Below are 16,993 nucleotides of genomic sequence, written 5' to 3'. Positions count from 1 at the left end.
CCACTTGTTGGTGTCTGCGAGTTATCTGTTAGGTCGATGTATAGCGACTGGGTGAAGGGTTTGAACAGCTCACCACATTCGGCACGAACCGCAGTGCGCCAGTCCTCGACAATCAGCTGCTGAGTCTTTGGTGCGCGCGGATAGCTGATCCACCCGTGATATGGCCTAATTATAAAGATTCAACGATATCTGAAATTTAGAAAAACATAACAGATCATGGTTGCTGTTAGGCCGACCAATATGTACTCGACGCGGGGTAGGAATATAACCAACCCACCCAAAGAAAACACGATCAAGGTGTTTTGTAGTATGTATTTCCTTATTCTAGGTACGGCTATGAAATAGCCATATTGCTTACCTAGGAAAAATAAGACCATGCCGATGATTGACGTAATCTGGAAATCGCGCATCGCAATGTCATTCAAGATCGCATGCCTGATCAAATTTGCGAGAAGTGCTAGCCCCATAAATAGAAAAAGGTGCGAGTAGATTAAGGAGTGTCCACTCATACTACTTTCATTTTTGCTCAGTAGGTAAAAGCTATCAAAATAGATCCACCAGATACTGCAAATCATGATAAATCCGGTGATTGCCGCCATCACATTATAACGATCCCATTGAATGTCAGATAACCCTCCAGAAAGGCTAATTACCGACTCGCCCAATAAGATGAGGGTGAGTAAACCTAGTCGTTCAACCAAATGTTCTGTATGTGCGGGCAATGGCTTTAGCTTACCCCAAGAAAATAGAGGGAGCAGAATGTCAAGTAAAATCCCAATGTAAGCGACAAGGTAACGCATAGGTGGGTCAAAAAGAATGGATGAAAGACTAACAACTGCGCTAACTAACAGGGCGAAGCCAAGCCTGGAGGAGAATTCGCTACGGTGATCGAATTTATTTATGGACGTAATGTACATAATACTGATGATGGCACGTATACCAAAATAGCAGGCAATAACAAGCGCATAGTTTACTTTCAATTCTTCCCCAATCCGTGCAGACAGCACAATGAGCAGCAACATTAAAAATAATGTTGCCAAGCGGTGAAGGTTACTGTCTGTATCAAACCTGTTTGAGTAAATCGTGTGGCTGGACCAGATCCACCATAATGGAACAAAAAGCAGTAAAAATGTCCATAATTGCTCCTGTTCAAAGTGGCCGTGATGAAGATGTCCGAGAGTATGCGTAACCTTGCCAATTGCAACAACAAAAATCAGGTCAAAAAACAACTCTAACCATGTGGCGTGTCGATTTTTTTCATAATACTTCAAAGATTTCATTCGCTGCTTGCTCCGTGTGCACCTCTTTAATGTAGAAGGAAACTAACGGATAAGCGAACGGGTGGACGGGTATAGGCGTCAACCTTTGGGGGCGGTCGCAAAAACTGAGTGCAACACCTGACCTAGTCCACCACCACGTCTGTTAGTACGGTCAATACAGAATCCAGCGTGCCATCGGGCCGATAGCAACATTGCGCACGGGCGGACCTTAGCGGGCAACTGGGCTGCTGTTCCGCCAACCATTCATTCAGCGCCTCGACCAGGACACGGGCCTCGACTATGGAATCTTCCGAGCTGTCAAAAATTAACATCGCCAATTTTTTATGTCCTCGGTTCGCTGGGCTGATATTTTCGTGCCACTGCTTTATGAGCGATGCTTGTCGCTGGCAGCACCGTGGATTCTTCAATCATCCAATTCTGAAGTGTGCATGGCTTGAGCCCTTATAGATGGGCGGTTGGGGTCTGCTCAGCGGGATACGACTTGCCCGGGGGGATAACTCCATCCACCGCCAAGTGATTTATAAATGGCGACGATGCCTCGATACACCTCGTTCGAGGTCTGAGCCTGAGTGTCTTCGGTTGCGAGACGTTCACGATCCGCATCAAGAAGCACGAGGAGATCCGCCGTGCCTTCGCGGTATTGGATTGAGGCCAGGTTGGTAGCGGAAAGGCTGGATTCGCTCTGACGCACCATTGACTATAGTCGTTGTTGGCGCTTGCCGTAATCGCTGAACGCGTTCTCCGTTTCCTCCAGCGCAGGCAAGACCTCGCGCGCTCGTTCTTTTGCTGTCATTTTCGGCGTTTTTTTTATCCGATGGTTTTGGTGCGAACCGCAATCATGTCCTTGCTGATCGATTCGCCCCTGCGAATTCCGACATCGAATCGTTGCTCGATCACGCTGGTGATTCCATAGCCTCATTTGCTGATGAGTAGGTGGTTTACGACTGGCGGTATTTTTGAGCACGAATTTATCAGACGTCGTTCGTCGGTATCCTGGGTCGCCCATAGCGTGTTTTGATGAGATCCGACTATCGTTATTGGACGGCGTCGTCTGCCGAGACTGCCATTCCCTCCAACGTAATCGTCTTCCTGAGCAATCTCAGCGTATTGCGGATCTCATGCCCCTGTTGCTTGAGCATCGTTTATGGGGACGTAGATCCATCTGAATGAGTCCGTGTTATCCATCTTTGGAGACAACTCATCATGGCTACTCTCTGTGAAATATGTAATGCGAGACCCGCTGTAGCGCGAGTGACCGTATCGCAAAATGGCCAAGCCAGGACAATGTCCATTTGCGACCACGATTACCGTCAACTCTTACGCCATCAAAGCATGTTGAATCCATTCGACTCTCTACTGGGCGGGGGTGTGTCCCGCTTTTTCGACAGCATGGGCGGAGCAAAGGATCAAGCGGGTGATGACTTCAGGCTCTCTGCGCAAGTGCCTCGAGAATCTGTCGATGCAACCGATGCATTCAGTTCCCAGACGCTGGAAATCCTGCAACGCGCGGGTGAGAAAGCCCATGAGCTCAACCGTAGCGAGCTCGATACTGAGCATTTGTTGTATGTGCTTGCGGATACCGATGTGGGTACGGCGTTGCTTAAGGAGCTGAAGCTTTCTCCGGACGAGATCAAAGGCTACATCGATCAACATGCTCAGAGGGGCACAGCGGAGGCCCAGGCCCCGGTGGACCAGATGAGCATTTCGCCACGGTTAAAGAAAGTTTTCAATTTTGCGTTCCAGGCATCTCGTGATTTAGGACATTCGTACGTTGGCCCAGAGCATTTGTTGATCGGGCTTGCCTCTGTACCAGAAAGTATCGCCGGGACATTGCTTAAAAAATACGGCGTAACGCCTGAAGCCTTGCGGCAGAAGGTGGTAAAGGTGGTGGGTAAGGGGGCTGAGGATGGGCGAGTCGACACCCCGACGGGAACACCGACACTCGACAAGTTCGGTCGCGACCTGACGTCACTGGCTCGTGAGGGCAAACTCGATCCCGTACTGGGGCGCGCGCAGGAAATCGAAAATACCATCGAGGTGCTGGCGCGGCGCAGAAAGAACAATCCGGTTCTTATCGGCGAACCTGGCGTCGGTAAAACAGCCATCGTTGAAGGGCTTGCACAACGAATAGTAAAGGGCGATGTCCCTGAGATTCTGCGTGGCAGACGGCTTGTTGAAATCAATCTGAACTCAATGGTTGCGGGCTCTAAATATCGTGGTGAATTCGAGGAGCGAGCCAAGCAACTACTTGATGAAGTCGCCGCAAAAAGCTCGGAGCTTATTCTGTTCATCGACGAGCTGCACACGATCGTTGGCGCGGGGCAGGGTGGTGAGGAGGGCGGCCTGGATATTGCCAACGTACTTAAACCCGCATTGGCACGCGGGGAGCTTAGTTTGATCGGTGCGACGACACTCAATGAGTATCAAAAGCACATCGAAAAAGACGCAGCGCTTGAACGACGTTTTCAGCCTGTGCTGATATCCGAGCCCACCGTCGAACAGACCATCATTATCTTGCGTGGGCTGCGCGATAAGCTTGAGGCTCATCACCAGGTCACATTCGCTGATGAAGCATTTGTGGCGGCAGCTGAGCTGTCGGATCGTTACATCACCTCGCGCTATTTACCGGATAAAGCCATTGACCTGATCGATCAGGCCGCGGCCCGTGTTCGAATCAGTTCCTCCTCAAGGCCGGCTGGCATCCAGGAGCTGGAAGCCGAAATCACGCAACTTAAACGTGAACAGGACTATGCATCTTCCCGTAAACGTTTTGATGAATCCAAAGGCTTCGAAGAACGCATTGGTCAAAAACAAGCGCAACTGGGAGAGGAAACAGAAGCCTGGCAGCGCAAGACAGGTTCCGAAACCCTTGAGGTGACCCTGGAGTCAATTGCCGAGGTGCTGTCCCGTCTCACCGGTATTCCTGTGACCGAGCTTACGCAGGAAGAGCGTCAAAAGCTGTTGAACATGGAAGACACGTTGCGTGAGCGGCTGGTTGGGCAGGAAGACGCTGTTCTCGCGGTCAGCGATGCCGTTCGTTTGTCTCGAGCCGGCCTTGGCCAGGCGAACAGACCTATTGCCACGTTTCTCTTTCTTGGCCCTACGGGCGTTGGCAAAACTGAACTTGCCAAAGCGTTGGCGGAAACGGTGTTTGGTGACGAGCAATCGATCATTCGTATTGATATGTCGGAGTACATGGAGCGGCATGCGGTTGCTCGTTTGATCGGCGCGCCACCCGGTTATGTGGGATATGACGAAGGCGGTCAGTTGACAGAGCGTGTCCGCCGCAAGCCCTACAGTGTGATTCTGCTCGACGAGATCGAGAAAGCGCATCCCGATGTGAGCAACGTATTGCTGCAGGTATTCGACGATGGGCGTCTAACGGACGGTAAGGGACGTGTCGTGGACTTCAGCAATACGATCATCATTGCCACCAGCAACTTGGGCTCTCCCATTATCATGGAGAATCTTGAGCGCCCCGAAGATGAACGCCTTACGGATAAAGCGTTACGCGATGAACTAATGGGCGTCCTGAAAGGGCATTTTCGTCCCGAATTCCTGAACCGTATTGATGACATCATCGTGTTCCATGCCCTTACCCGTGACAACATCCGATCGATTGTGAGCATTCAGCTTGATCGGGTCATTCGAACCGCAGCTGCACAGAACATCACAGTGAAAATTGATGGCTCACTCATCGATCATCTGGCGGATGTTGGTTATCAGCCTGAGTTTGGCGCGCGCGAGTTGAAACGTCAGATTCGCCAGGCCGTCGAAACGCGGCTTGCGAAGGAAATGCTCGCAGGCAAGCTGCAAGCCGGCGACAGTGTTGAGTTGGGATACGACACGGAACGTAGGGAAGTGGTCTTCAATAAGGTGGAGGTGGATGCGCCAAAGACCTCCGGAAAGAGTAGTCCGCCAGACCAGCCAGATGATCTGGCACCTACTGCGGAGACTGGGACTTAGGCTCAACACACTCACGTAACCTGGGAGCAGGCCTGTTGATCACGACGTGCAGTGGTGTACTGGATCCTCAAATGCCTGGACGAGCCCGGCGGACCGAAGACGCAAGTGTGGAGGGTTATCGTGTCAAAGCCTGATTCTGAAAGGCGTGAGCGCAACTCGACGCTGAAAAATTTCAGACTTCAGTGGGCGCTGATGAATGCTTACGAACGTTTCGAACAATTGGTTGTTATTGCGCTCAGTCTCATCATCGCGTCTGTGATTTTGATGGCGCTACTGCAGCTCTGTCGCAGGGTTGTGCCGTTGGTGATCGGTGGTGCGATTGACCCTCTAGATCACGATGTTTTCCAGGCCCTCTTTGGCTCAATCTTCACCGTGCTGATAGCCCTGGAGTTTAAGCATTCGATTGTGCGCCCGGCCCTACGACGCAACAGCATCGTTCAGGTTCGCACAGTGCTGTTGATCGCCTTGCTGGCGCTCAGCCGGAAGTTCGTTATTCTCGATTCTGCCGCTACTCCTGCGCTCACCATTGCCGCACTGGGATTTGCCACCCTGGTGCTCGGCATCGTCTGCTGGCTCTTACGGGAGCGTGATAAGGATAACTTACGAGAGTGTGGTAAGGATGAATAGCTACGAGGGCTTCGCAATGCCAACAATTTTCCACCGAGAGAACATCAAGGCCAGCGAGATATTTCTATGTTGCGAGACGGTTACAGCGCGTTCATCGCATTCTGAGATGGCGGTGCGCCATCATCCGCAATACTTGTATAAATACGTATAGCGCTGACTGTAGATTTTAAGTAATGAACATTTTAGCCGGTTCCCCCGGACAGCCTTTCAGCGGCATAGGAGACAGGGATGTTCCGTCGTTTAGCTCAGGTGTTTTCTTCGAAGGGCGAGTACGTCAGCTCGTTCGTGAATCATGCGATAGGACAGTACAAACGCTACAGAAAAGCCGCCGACAAAGCCGTGGCCGCCGCACGTGAATACTTGGCGGTACCCAGCGGTAAAAATGTCTTCGAACTTTCATCGGCAGCCACCTCATTCAATGACTTGCCATGAACACGAAGTACATGGCCCGTTGAGAGAGTGGACGCCAGAAGCGGGTTTGTCGAATCAGTGGCTTGGGCAGCTCATGAACATCTATGACATGACCTGTCGTTTAACATAATATACATTATACGTAACTAGATGTTTCTAGGCTGGCCCCGTTGCACGCAGATCTGGCGGTGCTGATTTCACCCTCAGCTCTCATTCTATTGTCAGCCGTTCAATCAGCGCCGAATGCTCGGGAAACTCCGCACAGAGCTTTTGCCTGTCGCCCATCTGCATATCCGCGAAATCAAACCCTGGCGATACTGCCTCACTGATCAAACCGAACCCTGCTGAGCCATTCAAAAGCTGCGAAGCTTTCCAGATGCCGCCTGGCACATGTAGCTGTAATAATTCTCCAGCGATGACGTTGCTGCCCATCACGACAGTTCTCAGTTCGCCATTAGGAAAAATCAGGCTGTACCGAATGGCATCGCCCAGATGGTAGTAATGCACGATGTCGGATTGGTTAAAGTGAAACTGGCCGATCGGAGAATCTGTGGTCAGCAAGTAATAAATGGACGTCATCAAGTAACGTGGACCACCAACCGTCTCGATCAGAGGTTGCTGATCCGCCTGAAAAGTTCTTCGGTAAAAGCCACCCTCGAGATGTGGTTCCAGGTTAAGCGCCGTCACTATTGCTTCACTGATAAGCCGCAATTGTTGCTCCAGATACCATGATGGCAAATAGCTATACTAAATAGCTCTTTAGTTAAGTTATTCAATCATCACACCGCACTCGTGTTCACGACCCGTGCGGTGCGAATGAACAATGCACGCACTTTTTCCCAGAAGTTTCCGCCGAGTACAAAAAAGCTGCCGATCAACATCAAGTCGCCCAACAATTGCAACTGCCAGAGATTCGGCCTGAGTCCAGGCCAGATACTGTCGACGTAGGGCTCTAGAAATGCCGACACCAGCGGCAGACAAAACATCACCACGCCGATCCGATGACGCCACGGCCCAACTTCAGTGTCGACTGTCGGCGCCATTGAAGACACGTAGCCAAATACCCGGCTTTTAAGTTGCTGAAACCCCGCCTTGCCCATGACCGCAATCACGATAATCAACAGCACTTTGTTACTGATAAAAAGGACGCCTGTCAGTGCCGCGATCCTGGAACCCGGCATGCCCGCTGCCGCCAGGATGGGCACCAGTAGCCATGAGCCGAGCATCAGGCAAATGATCGCAATACCCAGTTTGAAGCGCCATCCAGCGGTATGGGGTGCATTCATGGCTGTCGTTCCTTTTTGACGGGTCATATTGAATGTGATGACGCTTGAGAAGCTTAGCAGTCAGTTGATCATCAGGGCGTCTATGCTCCTGTGAGCTGACTGGAATGGAAAACATGCATGCATTTGACGCGATCAGGCCAATTGCTCCTGCTGGGTGTGCTCGGCTTGAGTGGTTGCGTGCGCCTCGGGCCGGATTTTCAGTCGCCGAAGCCGGCGTGGATCGACCGTTGGAGCTCCCCTGCCCTTGAACAATCCAGCCAGCGCAGCCTGAATCCCGATTTGCGGCAGTGGTGGCAAGTCTTCGGCGATCCGCTGCTCGATCGTCTGATCGCCGAGGCGGATGCCCACAATTCGGATCTGAAAATCGCCGGTCTGCGTGTGATGGAGGCCCGGGCTCAACTGGGCATCGCTCAAAGCGGACGCTACCCGCAGCTGCAGCAAGCCAGTGTCGACAGTCTGTACTTCAACCGCAGGCAATCCGGCGGGAGCAATCCACAGGACAGCCATTTCTGGCAACACAGCGCCGGGTTCGACATAGGCTGGGAGCTGGATTTCTGGGGGCGCTTCGCCCGTGCCATCGAATCGGCCGATGCCGGTTACTTCGCCGCACAGGCCAACTACGAAGACGTGCTCGTCCTTCTGCGTGCCCAAGTGGCGGACACCTACTTTTCGTTGCGCACCACCGAGGCGCGTTTGCGCGTTGCGAGGGGAAATGCCAGACAGCAACAGCGTAATTTCGAGATCACCGAAAAGCTGTTCAACAGCGGCCAGCAAGCCGAACTCGACCTGCAACAGGCCAAGACTCAATACCTGGGCACCCTGAGCACCATTCCCAACTTCGAAGACCAGGTGCTGCGTACCCGGAATGCGTTGGCTGTGTTGATCGGCCAGCCGCCCGGCGCGCTGCCGCAGTTACTTGAGAATGAAGGATTGATCCCGTTGGTAGACCGCGCGGTACTGCAGGATGTGCCCGCCAATCTGCTGCTTCGCCGGCCCGACGTGCGCGCGGTCGAACTCAATGTCGCGGCCCAATCGGCGCTGATCGGCGTCGCCGAAACCGATTTCTACCCGTCGTTGACCTTGCTCGGCAGCATCGTCTGGTCGGCCGACACCCTGAACGGCACCTCCAGAAGCCTGGACTTCATCGGTGGCCCCAGTCTGCGCTGGAACCTGTTCGACCATGGCCAGATCAGCAACAACGTGCGTATCCAGGATGCGCGGTTGCAGCAGTTGATCGAAGCCTACCGCGACAAGGTTCGCCAGGCGGCGCGCGAGGCCGATGACGCGGCCAGCGGATTGATCAAGTCCCTGGAACGTGAACGCATCCTGCGTGAGGCCGAAGTCGCCGCCAAACGTTCGTTGGTGCTGGCCAGTGCGCAATATCGTGAAGGTTATTCGGACTTTCAGCGGGTGCTGGATGCGCAACGTGCCTTGCTGGAGCAACAGGACAACTATCTGGTCAGCCGCAGCAATGCCGTGAGCAATGTGATTGCCCTGTACAAAGCCTTGGGTGGTGGCTGGTACAGCGCGCTGCCGAAAATCGATGCGGCCACCCGCCGACAGATGGAGCAAAGAACGGACTGGGGCGAACTGCTGGATGAGCCTTCAGCTGCGCAAGCCAAAAAGGTAAAAGACCATGAGTGAAGCCGCCCCGCCCTCCCCCCAAACGCCCGAGCAGCCCGCTGATCCGGCGAAAAAAGGCATCAAATGGGTGTTGCTGGTCATCGTCCTGAGCCTGGCCTGGTACCTGTCGGCGGACCGGTTCACGCCTTACACCCAACAGGCCCGGGTAGGCGCCTTTGTCATTCCGGTGGCCGCGGAAGTGGCCGGTCGGGTCATTCGCGTCAACGTACGCAACAACCAGGACGTCAAGGCCGGAGACGTACTGTTCGAAGTGGATCCCCAGCCGTACCAAATCGCCGTCGACCGCGCACGCGCGGACCTCGAATCGACACGTCGACAAATCGGCGCCAGCACCGCCGGCATTGCCTCGGCACAAGCCAACTTGCGCGCAGCCCAGGCCAATGAACTCAAGGCGCGCCAGGATAATAAGCGCCTTGAGGGACTGTACCGCGATGACCCCGGAACCATTTCCGTGCGCCTGCTCGAAGTGTCTCGCGCCAACCGCGAACAAGCCGTCAGCCAGGTCGCCGCCGCCCGTGCCGAAGTCCAGCGCGCTCGTGAGCAGGAAGGAGGTAGCGAAGAAGATAACGCTCTGCTGCGCAGTGCCGCCACGGCGTTGTCGAAAGCCGAACTGGACCAGGCCAACACGCAGGTTCGCGCACGTTCGGCAGGTTTGATCACCGACTTGCGCACCGATGCCGGACAGTTCGCCGCCGTCGGCAGTCCGGTCATGACCCTGATCGCCATCCACGATGTATGGATCAGTGCCGACATGACCGAGAACAACCTCGGTCTGGTCAAGGTCGATACGCCGGTGGCGATCGTTTTGGATGCGCTGCCGGGCGAAGTATTCGACGGTCGCGTACGCAGTGTCGGCTACGGCGTCAGTGTCGGTCAGACGCCGGCACCCGGTACGTTGCCCAGCGTGCAGAACAGCCGCGACTGGTTACGCCCGGCTCAGCGTTTTCCAGTGATCATCGAGCTTTCCGACGACGCCAAAGCGCGGCTGCGCGACAGTCGAGCGTTGCGTGCCGGCGGCCAGGCTGAAGTCATGGCCTTCCCTACTCAAGGCAATCCGCTGAACCCGCTTGGCCGTCTGTTTCTCGGCCTGATGAGCTGGCTATCCTATGCCTACTAAACGCACGCCCCGGGCTCAACGCGCACTGCGTCTGGCCACGGGCACCGCGTTGTGTCTCGCAGCGAGTTTCGGTTTGGGCTTGCCGATTCCCTTTATCGCACCGGTTCTTGCGTTGTTGCTCCTCGCCACCGTCAACCGGCCATTGCCGTTCAAGGCCGGCATTGCTCTGGCCGTCATTGCGATGTTGACCACCGGCGTCGGCCTGTTGTTGATTCCGATTCTGCGTTATTACCCGGTCAGTGGCGTGCTGCTGATCGGCGTCAGCCTGTTCCTGGTTTTTCGTTTTGGATTGCGCGGCGGCAACAACCTGATCGTCACCTTTCTGGTGATCGGTCTGACAATGATTTCATCAGCCGGCGTCGCCGAGTTCGACCTCGCGGCGATGGTTATTGGTGCCCTGGTCAAAGGATTACTCCTTGCCGTGATGGTGGTGGCGGTGAGTCACTGGCTGTTTCCCGACCCGCCCAACGCGCCGTCGCCACCCGCCGCACCGCTGTTGCCGGCGGAAGAAGTCAGCCGGGTTGCGCTGCGTGCAACCCTGATCGTGCTGCCGGCTTTTTTGCTGGCAATGGTCGATCCGGCCAGCTACCTGCCGATCATTTTGAAGGCAGTCGGCCTGGGTCAGCAGAGTTCCACCACGGCCCGGAACGCCGGTCGCGAACTGGTCGGCTCGACCCTGCTGGCCGGCGTGCTGGCGGTGCTGTTCTGGAGTGCGCTCAGCCTGTTCGTGCACCTATGGATGTTTTTTCTGTGGATGCTGCTGTTCGGTCTGGTCCTGGCGCGCAAGTTGTACGCCCTGAGCCCGACCCGGTTCAGCCCGGGGTTCTGGCTCAACAGCCTGATCACCATGATTATCCTGCTCGGTCAGTCGGTGCAGGACAGCCTCGCGGGCAAAGATGTCTACACCGCATTTGCCGTGCGCATGGGGCTGTTTATTCTGGTGACGCTGTATGCGTGCCTGATGGTTTATCTGCTGGATCAGCAACCGCCAAAACGCGTTCAGGGATTGACCTGATACCCCTTGCCTTGCAGGCAACTGCTGTAGGCGGTCGAACTGGTGGATGCGGCGGTTTTCTGCTGCGCACGACGCTCCTGACGTTGACGCGATGCACCCACCATCGCACCGGCGGCGGCCGTCTCTTTGGCCCGGTTCTGCCGATAATCCTGCTTCACATCGTCATCCACACGGTCATAAAACTCATCGTGCTGGCGCCCGCGAACCTGAGCTCCAGCCGCTCCGGCAGCAGCACCGACCGCCGCCCCTTTCAGGCGGCCACCGGATGCCGGCGGCGTCGCTGAACTCTGACTGGCGGCGATGTTGTGGCAGGCGTCGATGTCCAGTTGGGTTTGTTGCGAAGTCTGGCCCTTCATCGGGACCACCGTTTCGGCCCATGCCTGCGTGGCGGCAATCGACAGCGCGGCACACAGACCAAGGGAAGACAAGCTGTTCATGATGACCTCCGGGCAATTCTCAGCCATCAAAAGTGTAGATCACCCACGCTCGCCCTCCCCCGACTTATGACTGACGGCCAACGCGCTTGAGCGTTTCGCTCGGCAGCTCTTTGAACAGCGCGCGATAACTGCTGGAAAATCGCCCCAAATGCCAGAACGACCACTGCATCGCCACTTCGGCCACGGTGGTTTCCATGGGTGAGCGGCTGAGCAGTTCGCGGTGGGCGCTGTTGAGCCGGCGCAGGCGCAACCAGTGCGTCGGCGTCATGCCGGTATACGCCTTGAACGCGTGCTGCAACTGACGCAGCGAAACCCCGGCGACCTGGGACAGCTCGAGCAAATTCAAGGTTTCTTCCGGGGAATCGGCCGCCCATTCGCCGATGCGTTTCATCACCGCCCGCTCTTCGGCGCGACGCTGCAAACCGCCGCGGTCCAGGCAGACGCACGCGTTGTCGAGGATGTACAGACAGTCTTCCAGCAATTGCTGGGTCAACGCCTCTTTGCTCGGCGGATCGAGGGTCTGCGCCAAACGAGTCAAGGTTCCGCTCAGCCAGCGACTGAACAGCGCGTTCTGCCCCGAATTCAGCGGCGCCATGAACAACCCTTCGAGCCTGGCGACATTCAGGCCGTGGCGCTGAACGAACTCAGGCCCGAACACCACGGCAATTTCCTGGTAGTTCTCCGGGGTGATCCAGATGTTGCGGCTTTCTTCATTCAACACGTACAGCGCGTTGTCGCTGCGATCGAAACAGAACGCCAGTGAACCCTCGGGCGCGCTGAAATTCTGTTCGACCCGGGTGTTCATGTGTTCCTCGTAAATCTCTACGCCTTGCAGGTCCAGATATCGCACCCGCCCGGCGAAATGCCCCGGCGACATCTGCTGGTACTGCTGGACCCAACCGGGTGTGGCGCGGATTTGTTCGGCGACATCGGCGGTGTTGAACGCTTGGACCTGCAATGGATTGCACGCTGTCATGGGTGACCTTACGCACTCGTTTGGTGCGTTTTGGTGCTGCTGAAAGTGGATAGATGGAACGTCAAGGCTCGCCCAAGATAGTCGTCAACGCGTCCCAGGGGAAGTGTGTGGCGGATGAAACCACCCTCCCCGGCGTTAATAAAACCAATAACGAGGTCTTTATGAATGTCCCTTTCGATCAGCTGCTCACGTGGCTGAAAGATCACAAGATTACCGAAGTCGAGTGTGTCGTCAGCGACCTGACCGGCATTGCACGCGGCAAGATTGCACCCACCAACAAGTTCCTGCATGAGCGAGGCATGCGCCTGCCGGAAAGTGTGCTGTTGCAAACGGTAACCGGGGACTTTGTCGACGACGACATCTACTACGACCTGCTCGACCCGGCCGACATCGACATGGTGTGCAAGCCGGTTTCCGACGCGGTCTACGTGATCCCATGGGCCATCGAGCCTACCGCGATCGTGATCCACGACACCTTCGACAAATTCGGGAACCCGATCGAACTGTCACCGCGCAACGTGTTGAAGAAAGTCCTGCAGCTTTACACCGATAAGGGCTGGAAGCCGATTGTCGCGCCGGAAATGGAGTTTTACCTGACCCAGCGTTGCGAAGACCCGGACTTGCCGCTCAAGGCGCCGCTCGGCCGTTCGGGCCGTGCGGAAAGTGGCCGTCAGTCGTTTTCCATCGACGCCGCCAACGAGTTCGATCCGTTGTTCGAAGACGTCTACGACTGGTGCGAATTGCAAGGCCTGGACCTCGACACGCTGATCCACGAAGACGGCCCGGCGCAGATGGAAATCAACTTCCGTCACGGCGATGCGCTGGACCTCGCCGACCAGATCACCGTGTTCAAACGCACCATGCGCGAGGCCGCGCTCAAGCACAACGTCGCGGCGACGTTCATGGCCAAGCCGATTGGCGATGAGCCGGGCAGCGCGATGCACATTCACCAGAGCGTGGTGGACATCGCCACCGGCAAGCCGATTTTCGCCAATGCCGACGGTCAGATGAGCGAACTGTTCCTGCACTACATTGGCGGCCTGCAGAAATACATCCCCAAAGTGCTGCCGATGTTTGCGCCCAACGTGAACTCGTTCCGCCGTTTCCTGCCGGATACCTCGGCACCGGTGAACGTCGAGTGGGGCGAAGAAAACCGCACCGTGGGCCTGCGTGTGCCGACCTCCAGTCCCGAGGCGATGCGCGTGGAAAACCGCTTGCCGGGCGCGGATGCCAACCCCTATCTGGCGATCGCTGCCAGCCTGCTGTGCGGCTACCTCGGGATGGTCGAGCGCGTCGAGCCGAGTGCTGCGGTACAAGGCCGCGCCTATGAACGACGCAACCTGCGCTTGCCGATCACCATCGAAGACGCGCTGACGCAGATGGAAGAATGCGAAACCATCGAGCGCTATCTGGGCAGCAAGTTTGTCCGCGGTTACGTGGCGGTCAAGCGAGCGGAACACGAGAACTTCAAGCGGGTGATCAGCTCCTGGGAGCGGGAATTTTTGTTGCTCAGCGTCTGAGCCCTACACACATCCCCTGTGGGAGTGAGCCTGCTCGCGATAGCGTCGGCACAGCCAACCTCTGTATCGATTGGCCCACCGCTATCGCCAGCAGGCTGGCTCCCACAGGAATAGCGAAACACCTGAATAACCCAATAATTCCAAGAGGTGTCGATATGCGTCTATTGAAATCCGTGGTTCCGGCCGCGCTGGCAGTCCTGTTCAGCGCTGTTGCGCACGCTCAACCACAGGTCAGCGTCTACAACTGGACCGATTACATCGGCGAAACCACCCTCGCCGACTTCCAGGCGAAAACCGGGATCAAGGTGATCTACGACGTCTTCGATTCCAACGAAACCCTTGAGGGCAAACTGCTCGCCGGCCGTACCGGGTATGACGTGGTGGTGCCGTCCAACCACTTCTTCGCCCGCCAGGTGAAGGCCGGCGCGTTCCTAAAACTGGATCGCGCACAGCTGCCGAACTTCAAGAACCTCGACCCGAAACTGCTGGCGCTGCTGGAGAAGAACGATCCGGGTAACGAGCATTCGGTCCCCTACCTGTGGGGCACCAACGGCATCGGCTACAACGTCGACAAGGTCAAGCAAGTGCTCGGCATTGATCACATCGATTCATGGGCCGTGCTGTTCGAACCGGAAAACATCAAGAAACTCAGCCAGTGCGGCGTGTCGATGATGGACTCGGCGGATGAAGTGTTCCCCGCGATCCTCAATTACATGGGCATGGACCCACGCAGCGAGAACCCGGAAGACTTCAAAAAAGCCGAAGCCAAGCTGTTGAGCATCCGCCCGTACATTACCTACTTCCACTCCTCCAAGTACGTGTCGGACCTGGCCAACGGCGACATTTGCGTGGCCTTCGGTTATTCGGGTGATGTGTTCCAGGCCGCCAACCGCGCCAAGGAAGCCAAGAACGGCGTGAACATCGCTTACGCGATCCCCAAGGAAGGCAGCAATTTGTGGTTCGATTTGCTGGCCATTCCCGCCGATGCCAGCAACCCGAAGGAGGCTCACGCCTTCATCAACTACCTGCTGGACCCGCAAGTCATCGCCAAGGTCAGCGCCTCGGTCGGTTACGCCAACCCCAACCCGGCCGCCAAGCAATACATGGACCCTGAGCTGGTGAACAATCCCGAGGTTTACCCGCCTCAGGAAGTCCTCGACAAGCTCTACATCTCGACCACCCCGCCCCAGGCGATCATGCGGCTGATGACCCGTTCCTGGAGCAAAGTGAAGTCCAACAAATGAATCAGTACAGCAACGAACATGCGCGCTCCTATTACGCCGCATCGGCTCATACGCTGACGCCCTTCCCTGCGCTGGAGGAGGACCTTGCAGCCGATGTCTGCGTGATCGGCGGCGGGTTTACCGGGGTCAACACCGCCATCGAACTGGCGCAGCGCGGGCTCTCGGTGATTTTGCTGGAAGCCCGTCAAATCGGCTGGGGCGCCAGCGGGCGCAACGGTGGTCAGTTGATTCGCGGCATTGGCCACGACGTCAGCGGTTTCGCCCGGCACGTCGGTGCAGAAGGCGTGCGTTATCTGGAGCGCGCCGGGACCGAATCGGTCGAGCTGGTGGGCAAGCGCATCCGCGAGCACGGCATCGATTGCGACTTGCGTTGGGGTTTTTGCGAACTGGCCAACACCAAGGCACAGTTCGCGGCGTTCAAGGCAGAGCAGGAAGGCCTTGTCGGCTCGGGTTACGCCCATGAAACGCGCTTGGTCGGGCCGGAACAGATTCGTGAACAGGTGGTGAACTCGGGGGTGTATGCCGGTGGCTTGGTGGATATGGGCTCTGGGCACTTGCACCCGCTCAATCTGGTGCTCGGTGAAGCGCGACTGGCGCGTTCGCTTGGGGTGCAGATCTTCGAGCAGAGCCCGGTGCTCGAGTTGATGCATGGCCACACCGTGCAGGTGCGTTGTGCCGGTGGCACGGTGCGCGCCGGCAGTCTGGTGTTGGCGTGCAATGCACATCTGGACGAACTCGAACCGAAGCTCAGCGGCAAGGTGCTGCCGGCAGGCAGCTACATCATCGCCACGGAGCCTTTGGCGCCGGAGGTTGCAAAGCAATTGATCCCGCAGAACCTGGCGCTGTGCGACCAGAAAGTCGGCCTGGATTACTACCGGCTCTCGGCGGACCGGCGTTTGTTGTTCGGCGGTGCCTGCCATTACTCCGGGCGTGATCCGTCGGACATCGCCGCCTACATGCGCCCGCAAATGCTCAAGGTGTTCCCGCAACTGGCCGATGTGCGCATTGATTATCAGTGGGGCGGCAAGATTGGCATCACGGCCAATCGCTTTCCGCAGGTCGGGCGCTTGAGCCAGCATCCGAACGTGTTCTACGCCCAGGGTTATTCCGGTCACGGCCTGAACGTGACCCATTGGTGCGCCAAACTTCTGGGCGAAGCGATTCATGCCGGGCACAGCCAAGGCTTTGACGTATTCAGCGCCGTGCCACACATGACTTTTCCTGGTGGCCCGAAGCTGCGCTCGCCGTTGCTGGCACTCGGCATGTTCTGGTATCGCCTGCGTGAAGTGCTCGGTTAAAGCGCAACCGTGTTTGAGCTACCGCTTTCGCGGGCAAGCCCGCACAGGATCTTCAGCGGACACAGCATTGGTGAACGACGATGATCCTTGTGGGAGCGGGCTTGCCCGCGAAGAACGATGACACGGACTATCGGTCGTTTGAGCCTTTCGATTTGCTCATTCACAAGGCACT

General features: G+C 56.4%; 14 protein-coding genes and 2 pseudogenes. 9 read left to right on the top strand and 7 right to left on the bottom strand.

What is annotated here, in order from left to right; all coding sequences use genetic code 11:
• Window positions 1–8 precede the first annotated feature (8 nt).
• The 3 genes and pseudogenes from Q7W83_RS14605 to Q7W83_RS14595 form a co-directional block, all read right to left on the bottom strand.
• Window positions 9–176 (bottom strand): annotated as a pseudogene (locus Q7W83_RS14605) (LLM class flavin-dependent oxidoreductase); the annotation flags it as partial.
• 3 nt (window positions 177–179) lie between these two features.
• The gene (locus Q7W83_RS14600) at window positions 180–1,280 is read right to left on the bottom strand and encodes a low temperature requirement protein A (RefSeq protein WP_473656257.1); all 1,101 of its coding nucleotides are present in this window, start codon (window positions 1,278–1,280) and stop codon (window positions 180–182) included.
• Between the two features lie 466 nt (window positions 1,281–1,746).
• A pseudogene (locus tag Q7W83_RS14595) lies at window positions 1,747–2,052 on the bottom strand (TolC family protein); the annotation flags it as partial.
• Window positions 2,053–2,480: 428 nt separating this feature from the next.
• Between Q7W83_RS14595 and Q7W83_RS14590 the strand changes: the two are divergent.
• From Q7W83_RS14590 to Q7W83_RS14580, 3 genes are all read left to right on the top strand, one after another.
• The gene (locus tag Q7W83_RS14590; protein WP_410017349.1) at window positions 2,481–5,246 is read left to right on the top strand and encodes an ATP-dependent Clp protease ATP-binding subunit; all 2,766 of its coding nucleotides are present in this window, start codon (window positions 2,481–2,483) and stop codon (window positions 5,244–5,246) included.
• A 192-nt stretch (window positions 5,247–5,438) separates the two neighbouring features.
• On the top strand, window positions 5,439–5,873 hold the full coding sequence (locus tag Q7W83_RS14585) for a phosphate-starvation-inducible PsiE family protein (protein WP_191630115.1): 435 nt from the start codon (window positions 5,439–5,441) through the stop codon (window positions 5,871–5,873).
• Between the two features lie 228 nt (window positions 5,874–6,101).
• On the top strand, window positions 6,102–6,305 hold the full coding sequence (locus Q7W83_RS14580; protein ID WP_133839504.1) for a hypothetical protein: 204 nt from the start codon (window positions 6,102–6,104) through the stop codon (window positions 6,303–6,305).
• A gap of 189 nt (window positions 6,306–6,494) precedes the next feature.
• Here Q7W83_RS14580 and Q7W83_RS14575 read toward each other — a convergent pair whose 3' ends face one another.
• Together Q7W83_RS14575 and Q7W83_RS14570 are read right to left on the bottom strand one after the other, a co-directional pair.
• Window positions 6,495–6,995: a cupin domain-containing protein gene (locus tag Q7W83_RS14575; protein ID WP_150634314.1), complete on the bottom strand. Its 501-nt coding sequence runs from the start codon at window positions 6,993–6,995 to the stop codon at window positions 6,495–6,497.
• A 68-nt stretch (window positions 6,996–7,063) separates the two neighbouring features.
• Window positions 7,064–7,570, bottom strand: coding sequence for a transporter suffix domain-containing protein (locus Q7W83_RS14570; protein ID WP_150634318.1), 507 nt, complete (start codon window positions 7,568–7,570; stop codon window positions 7,064–7,066).
• Window positions 7,571–7,687: 117 nt separating this feature from the next.
• Here Q7W83_RS14570 and Q7W83_RS14565 point away from each other — a divergent pair, with 117 nt between their 5' ends.
• From Q7W83_RS14565 to Q7W83_RS14555, 3 genes are read left to right on the top strand one after another with little or no spacing between them, the layout of a single operon-like run.
• Entirely contained in the window at window positions 7,688–9,214 is a 1,527-nt protein-coding gene (locus tag Q7W83_RS14565; protein WP_473656256.1) for an efflux transporter outer membrane subunit, read from the top strand.
• A complete protein-coding gene (locus Q7W83_RS14560) occupies window positions 9,207–10,331 on the top strand; it encodes an HlyD family secretion protein (protein WP_473656255.1) in 1,125 nt (374 codons plus the stop codon). Before Q7W83_RS14565 ends, Q7W83_RS14560 begins: the two co-directional genes overlap by 8 nt.
• A complete protein-coding gene (locus Q7W83_RS14555; protein WP_473656254.1) occupies window positions 10,321–11,346 on the top strand; it encodes a DUF2955 domain-containing protein in 1,026 nt (341 codons plus the stop codon). The genes Q7W83_RS14560 and Q7W83_RS14555 overlap by 11 nt, the downstream gene beginning before the upstream one ends.
• Here the strand turns inward: Q7W83_RS14555 and Q7W83_RS14550 are convergent.
• Together Q7W83_RS14550 and Q7W83_RS14545 are read right to left on the bottom strand one after the other, a co-directional pair.
• Window positions 11,331–11,783 carry a hypothetical protein gene (locus Q7W83_RS14550; protein WP_473656253.1) on the bottom strand — a complete coding sequence of 151 codons (453 nt, stop codon included), beginning with the start codon at window positions 11,781–11,783 and terminating at the stop codon, window positions 11,331–11,333. The genes Q7W83_RS14555 and Q7W83_RS14550 overlap by 16 nt on opposite strands.
• A gap of 64 nt (window positions 11,784–11,847) precedes the next feature.
• Complete coding sequence (locus Q7W83_RS14545) at window positions 11,848–12,759, bottom strand: helix-turn-helix domain-containing protein (RefSeq protein WP_150634309.1); 912 nt, start codon at window positions 12,757–12,759, stop codon at window positions 11,848–11,850.
• A 161-nt stretch (window positions 12,760–12,920) separates the two neighbouring features.
• On the opposite strand from Q7W83_RS14545, the gene Q7W83_RS14540 reads away from it, so the two are divergent.
• The 3 genes from Q7W83_RS14540 to Q7W83_RS14530 all read left to right on the top strand — a co-directional run bounded on the left by Q7W83_RS14540 (window position 12,921) and on the right by Q7W83_RS14530 (window position 16,821).
• The gene (locus Q7W83_RS14540) at window positions 12,921–14,279 is read left to right on the top strand and encodes a glutamine synthetase family protein (protein WP_473656252.1); all 1,359 of its coding nucleotides are present in this window, start codon (window positions 12,921–12,923) and stop codon (window positions 14,277–14,279) included.
• A gap of 155 nt (window positions 14,280–14,434) precedes the next feature.
• The gene (locus tag Q7W83_RS14535; protein WP_473656251.1) at window positions 14,435–15,523 is read left to right on the top strand and encodes a polyamine ABC transporter substrate-binding protein; all 1,089 of its coding nucleotides are present in this window, start codon (window positions 14,435–14,437) and stop codon (window positions 15,521–15,523) included.
• Entirely contained in the window at window positions 15,520–16,821 is a 1,302-nt protein-coding gene (locus Q7W83_RS14530; RefSeq protein ID WP_473656250.1) for an NAD(P)/FAD-dependent oxidoreductase, read from the top strand. The genes Q7W83_RS14535 and Q7W83_RS14530 overlap by 4 nt, the downstream gene beginning before the upstream one ends.
• The last annotated feature ends 172 nt before the right edge of the window (window positions 16,822–16,993 follow it).

Source organism: Pseudomonas sp. 300, from assembly GCF_055803035.1.
The sequence above is the reverse complement of the archived record's forward strand: the minus strand, read 5'-3'. Positions and strand labels throughout refer to the sequence as shown.

What these genes read in the sequence shown, in the direction of transcription:
- Q7W83_RS14600 (WP_473656257.1), bottom strand. Translation starts at nt 1,280, where the DNA reads ATGAAATCTTTGAAGTATTATGAAAAAAATCGACACGCCACATGGTTA.
- Q7W83_RS14540 (WP_473656252.1), top strand. Translation starts at nt 12,921, where the DNA reads ATGAATGTCCCTTTCGATCAGCTGCTCACGTGGCTGAAAGATCACAAG.
- Q7W83_RS14530 (WP_473656250.1), top strand. Translation starts at nt 15,520, where the DNA reads ATGAATCAGTACAGCAACGAACATGCGCGCTCCTATTACGCCGCATCG.
- Q7W83_RS14545 (WP_150634309.1), bottom strand. Translation starts at nt 12,759, where the DNA reads ATGACAGCGTGCAATCCATTGCAGGTCCAAGCGTTCAACACCGCCGAT.
- Q7W83_RS14535 (WP_473656251.1), top strand. Translation starts at nt 14,435, where the DNA reads ATGCGTCTATTGAAATCCGTGGTTCCGGCCGCGCTGGCAGTCCTGTTC.
- Q7W83_RS14550 (WP_473656253.1), bottom strand. Translation starts at nt 11,783, where the DNA reads ATGAACAGCTTGTCTTCCCTTGGTCTGTGTGCCGCGCTGTCGATTGCC.
- Q7W83_RS14560 (WP_473656255.1), top strand. Translation starts at nt 9,207, where the DNA reads ATGAGTGAAGCCGCCCCGCCCTCCCCCCAAACGCCCGAGCAGCCCGCT.
- Q7W83_RS14565 (WP_473656256.1), top strand. Translation starts at nt 7,688, where the DNA reads ATGCATTTGACGCGATCAGGCCAATTGCTCCTGCTGGGTGTGCTCGGC.
- Q7W83_RS14580 (WP_133839504.1), top strand. Translation starts at nt 6,102, where the DNA reads ATGTTCCGTCGTTTAGCTCAGGTGTTTTCTTCGAAGGGCGAGTACGTC.
- Q7W83_RS14570 (WP_150634318.1), bottom strand. Translation starts at nt 7,570, where the DNA reads ATGAATGCACCCCATACCGCTGGATGGCGCTTCAAACTGGGTATTGCG.
- Q7W83_RS14555 (WP_473656254.1), top strand. Translation starts at nt 10,321, where the DNA reads ATGCCTACTAAACGCACGCCCCGGGCTCAACGCGCACTGCGTCTGGCC.
- Q7W83_RS14585 (WP_191630115.1), top strand. Translation starts at nt 5,439, where the DNA reads ATGAATGCTTACGAACGTTTCGAACAATTGGTTGTTATTGCGCTCAGT.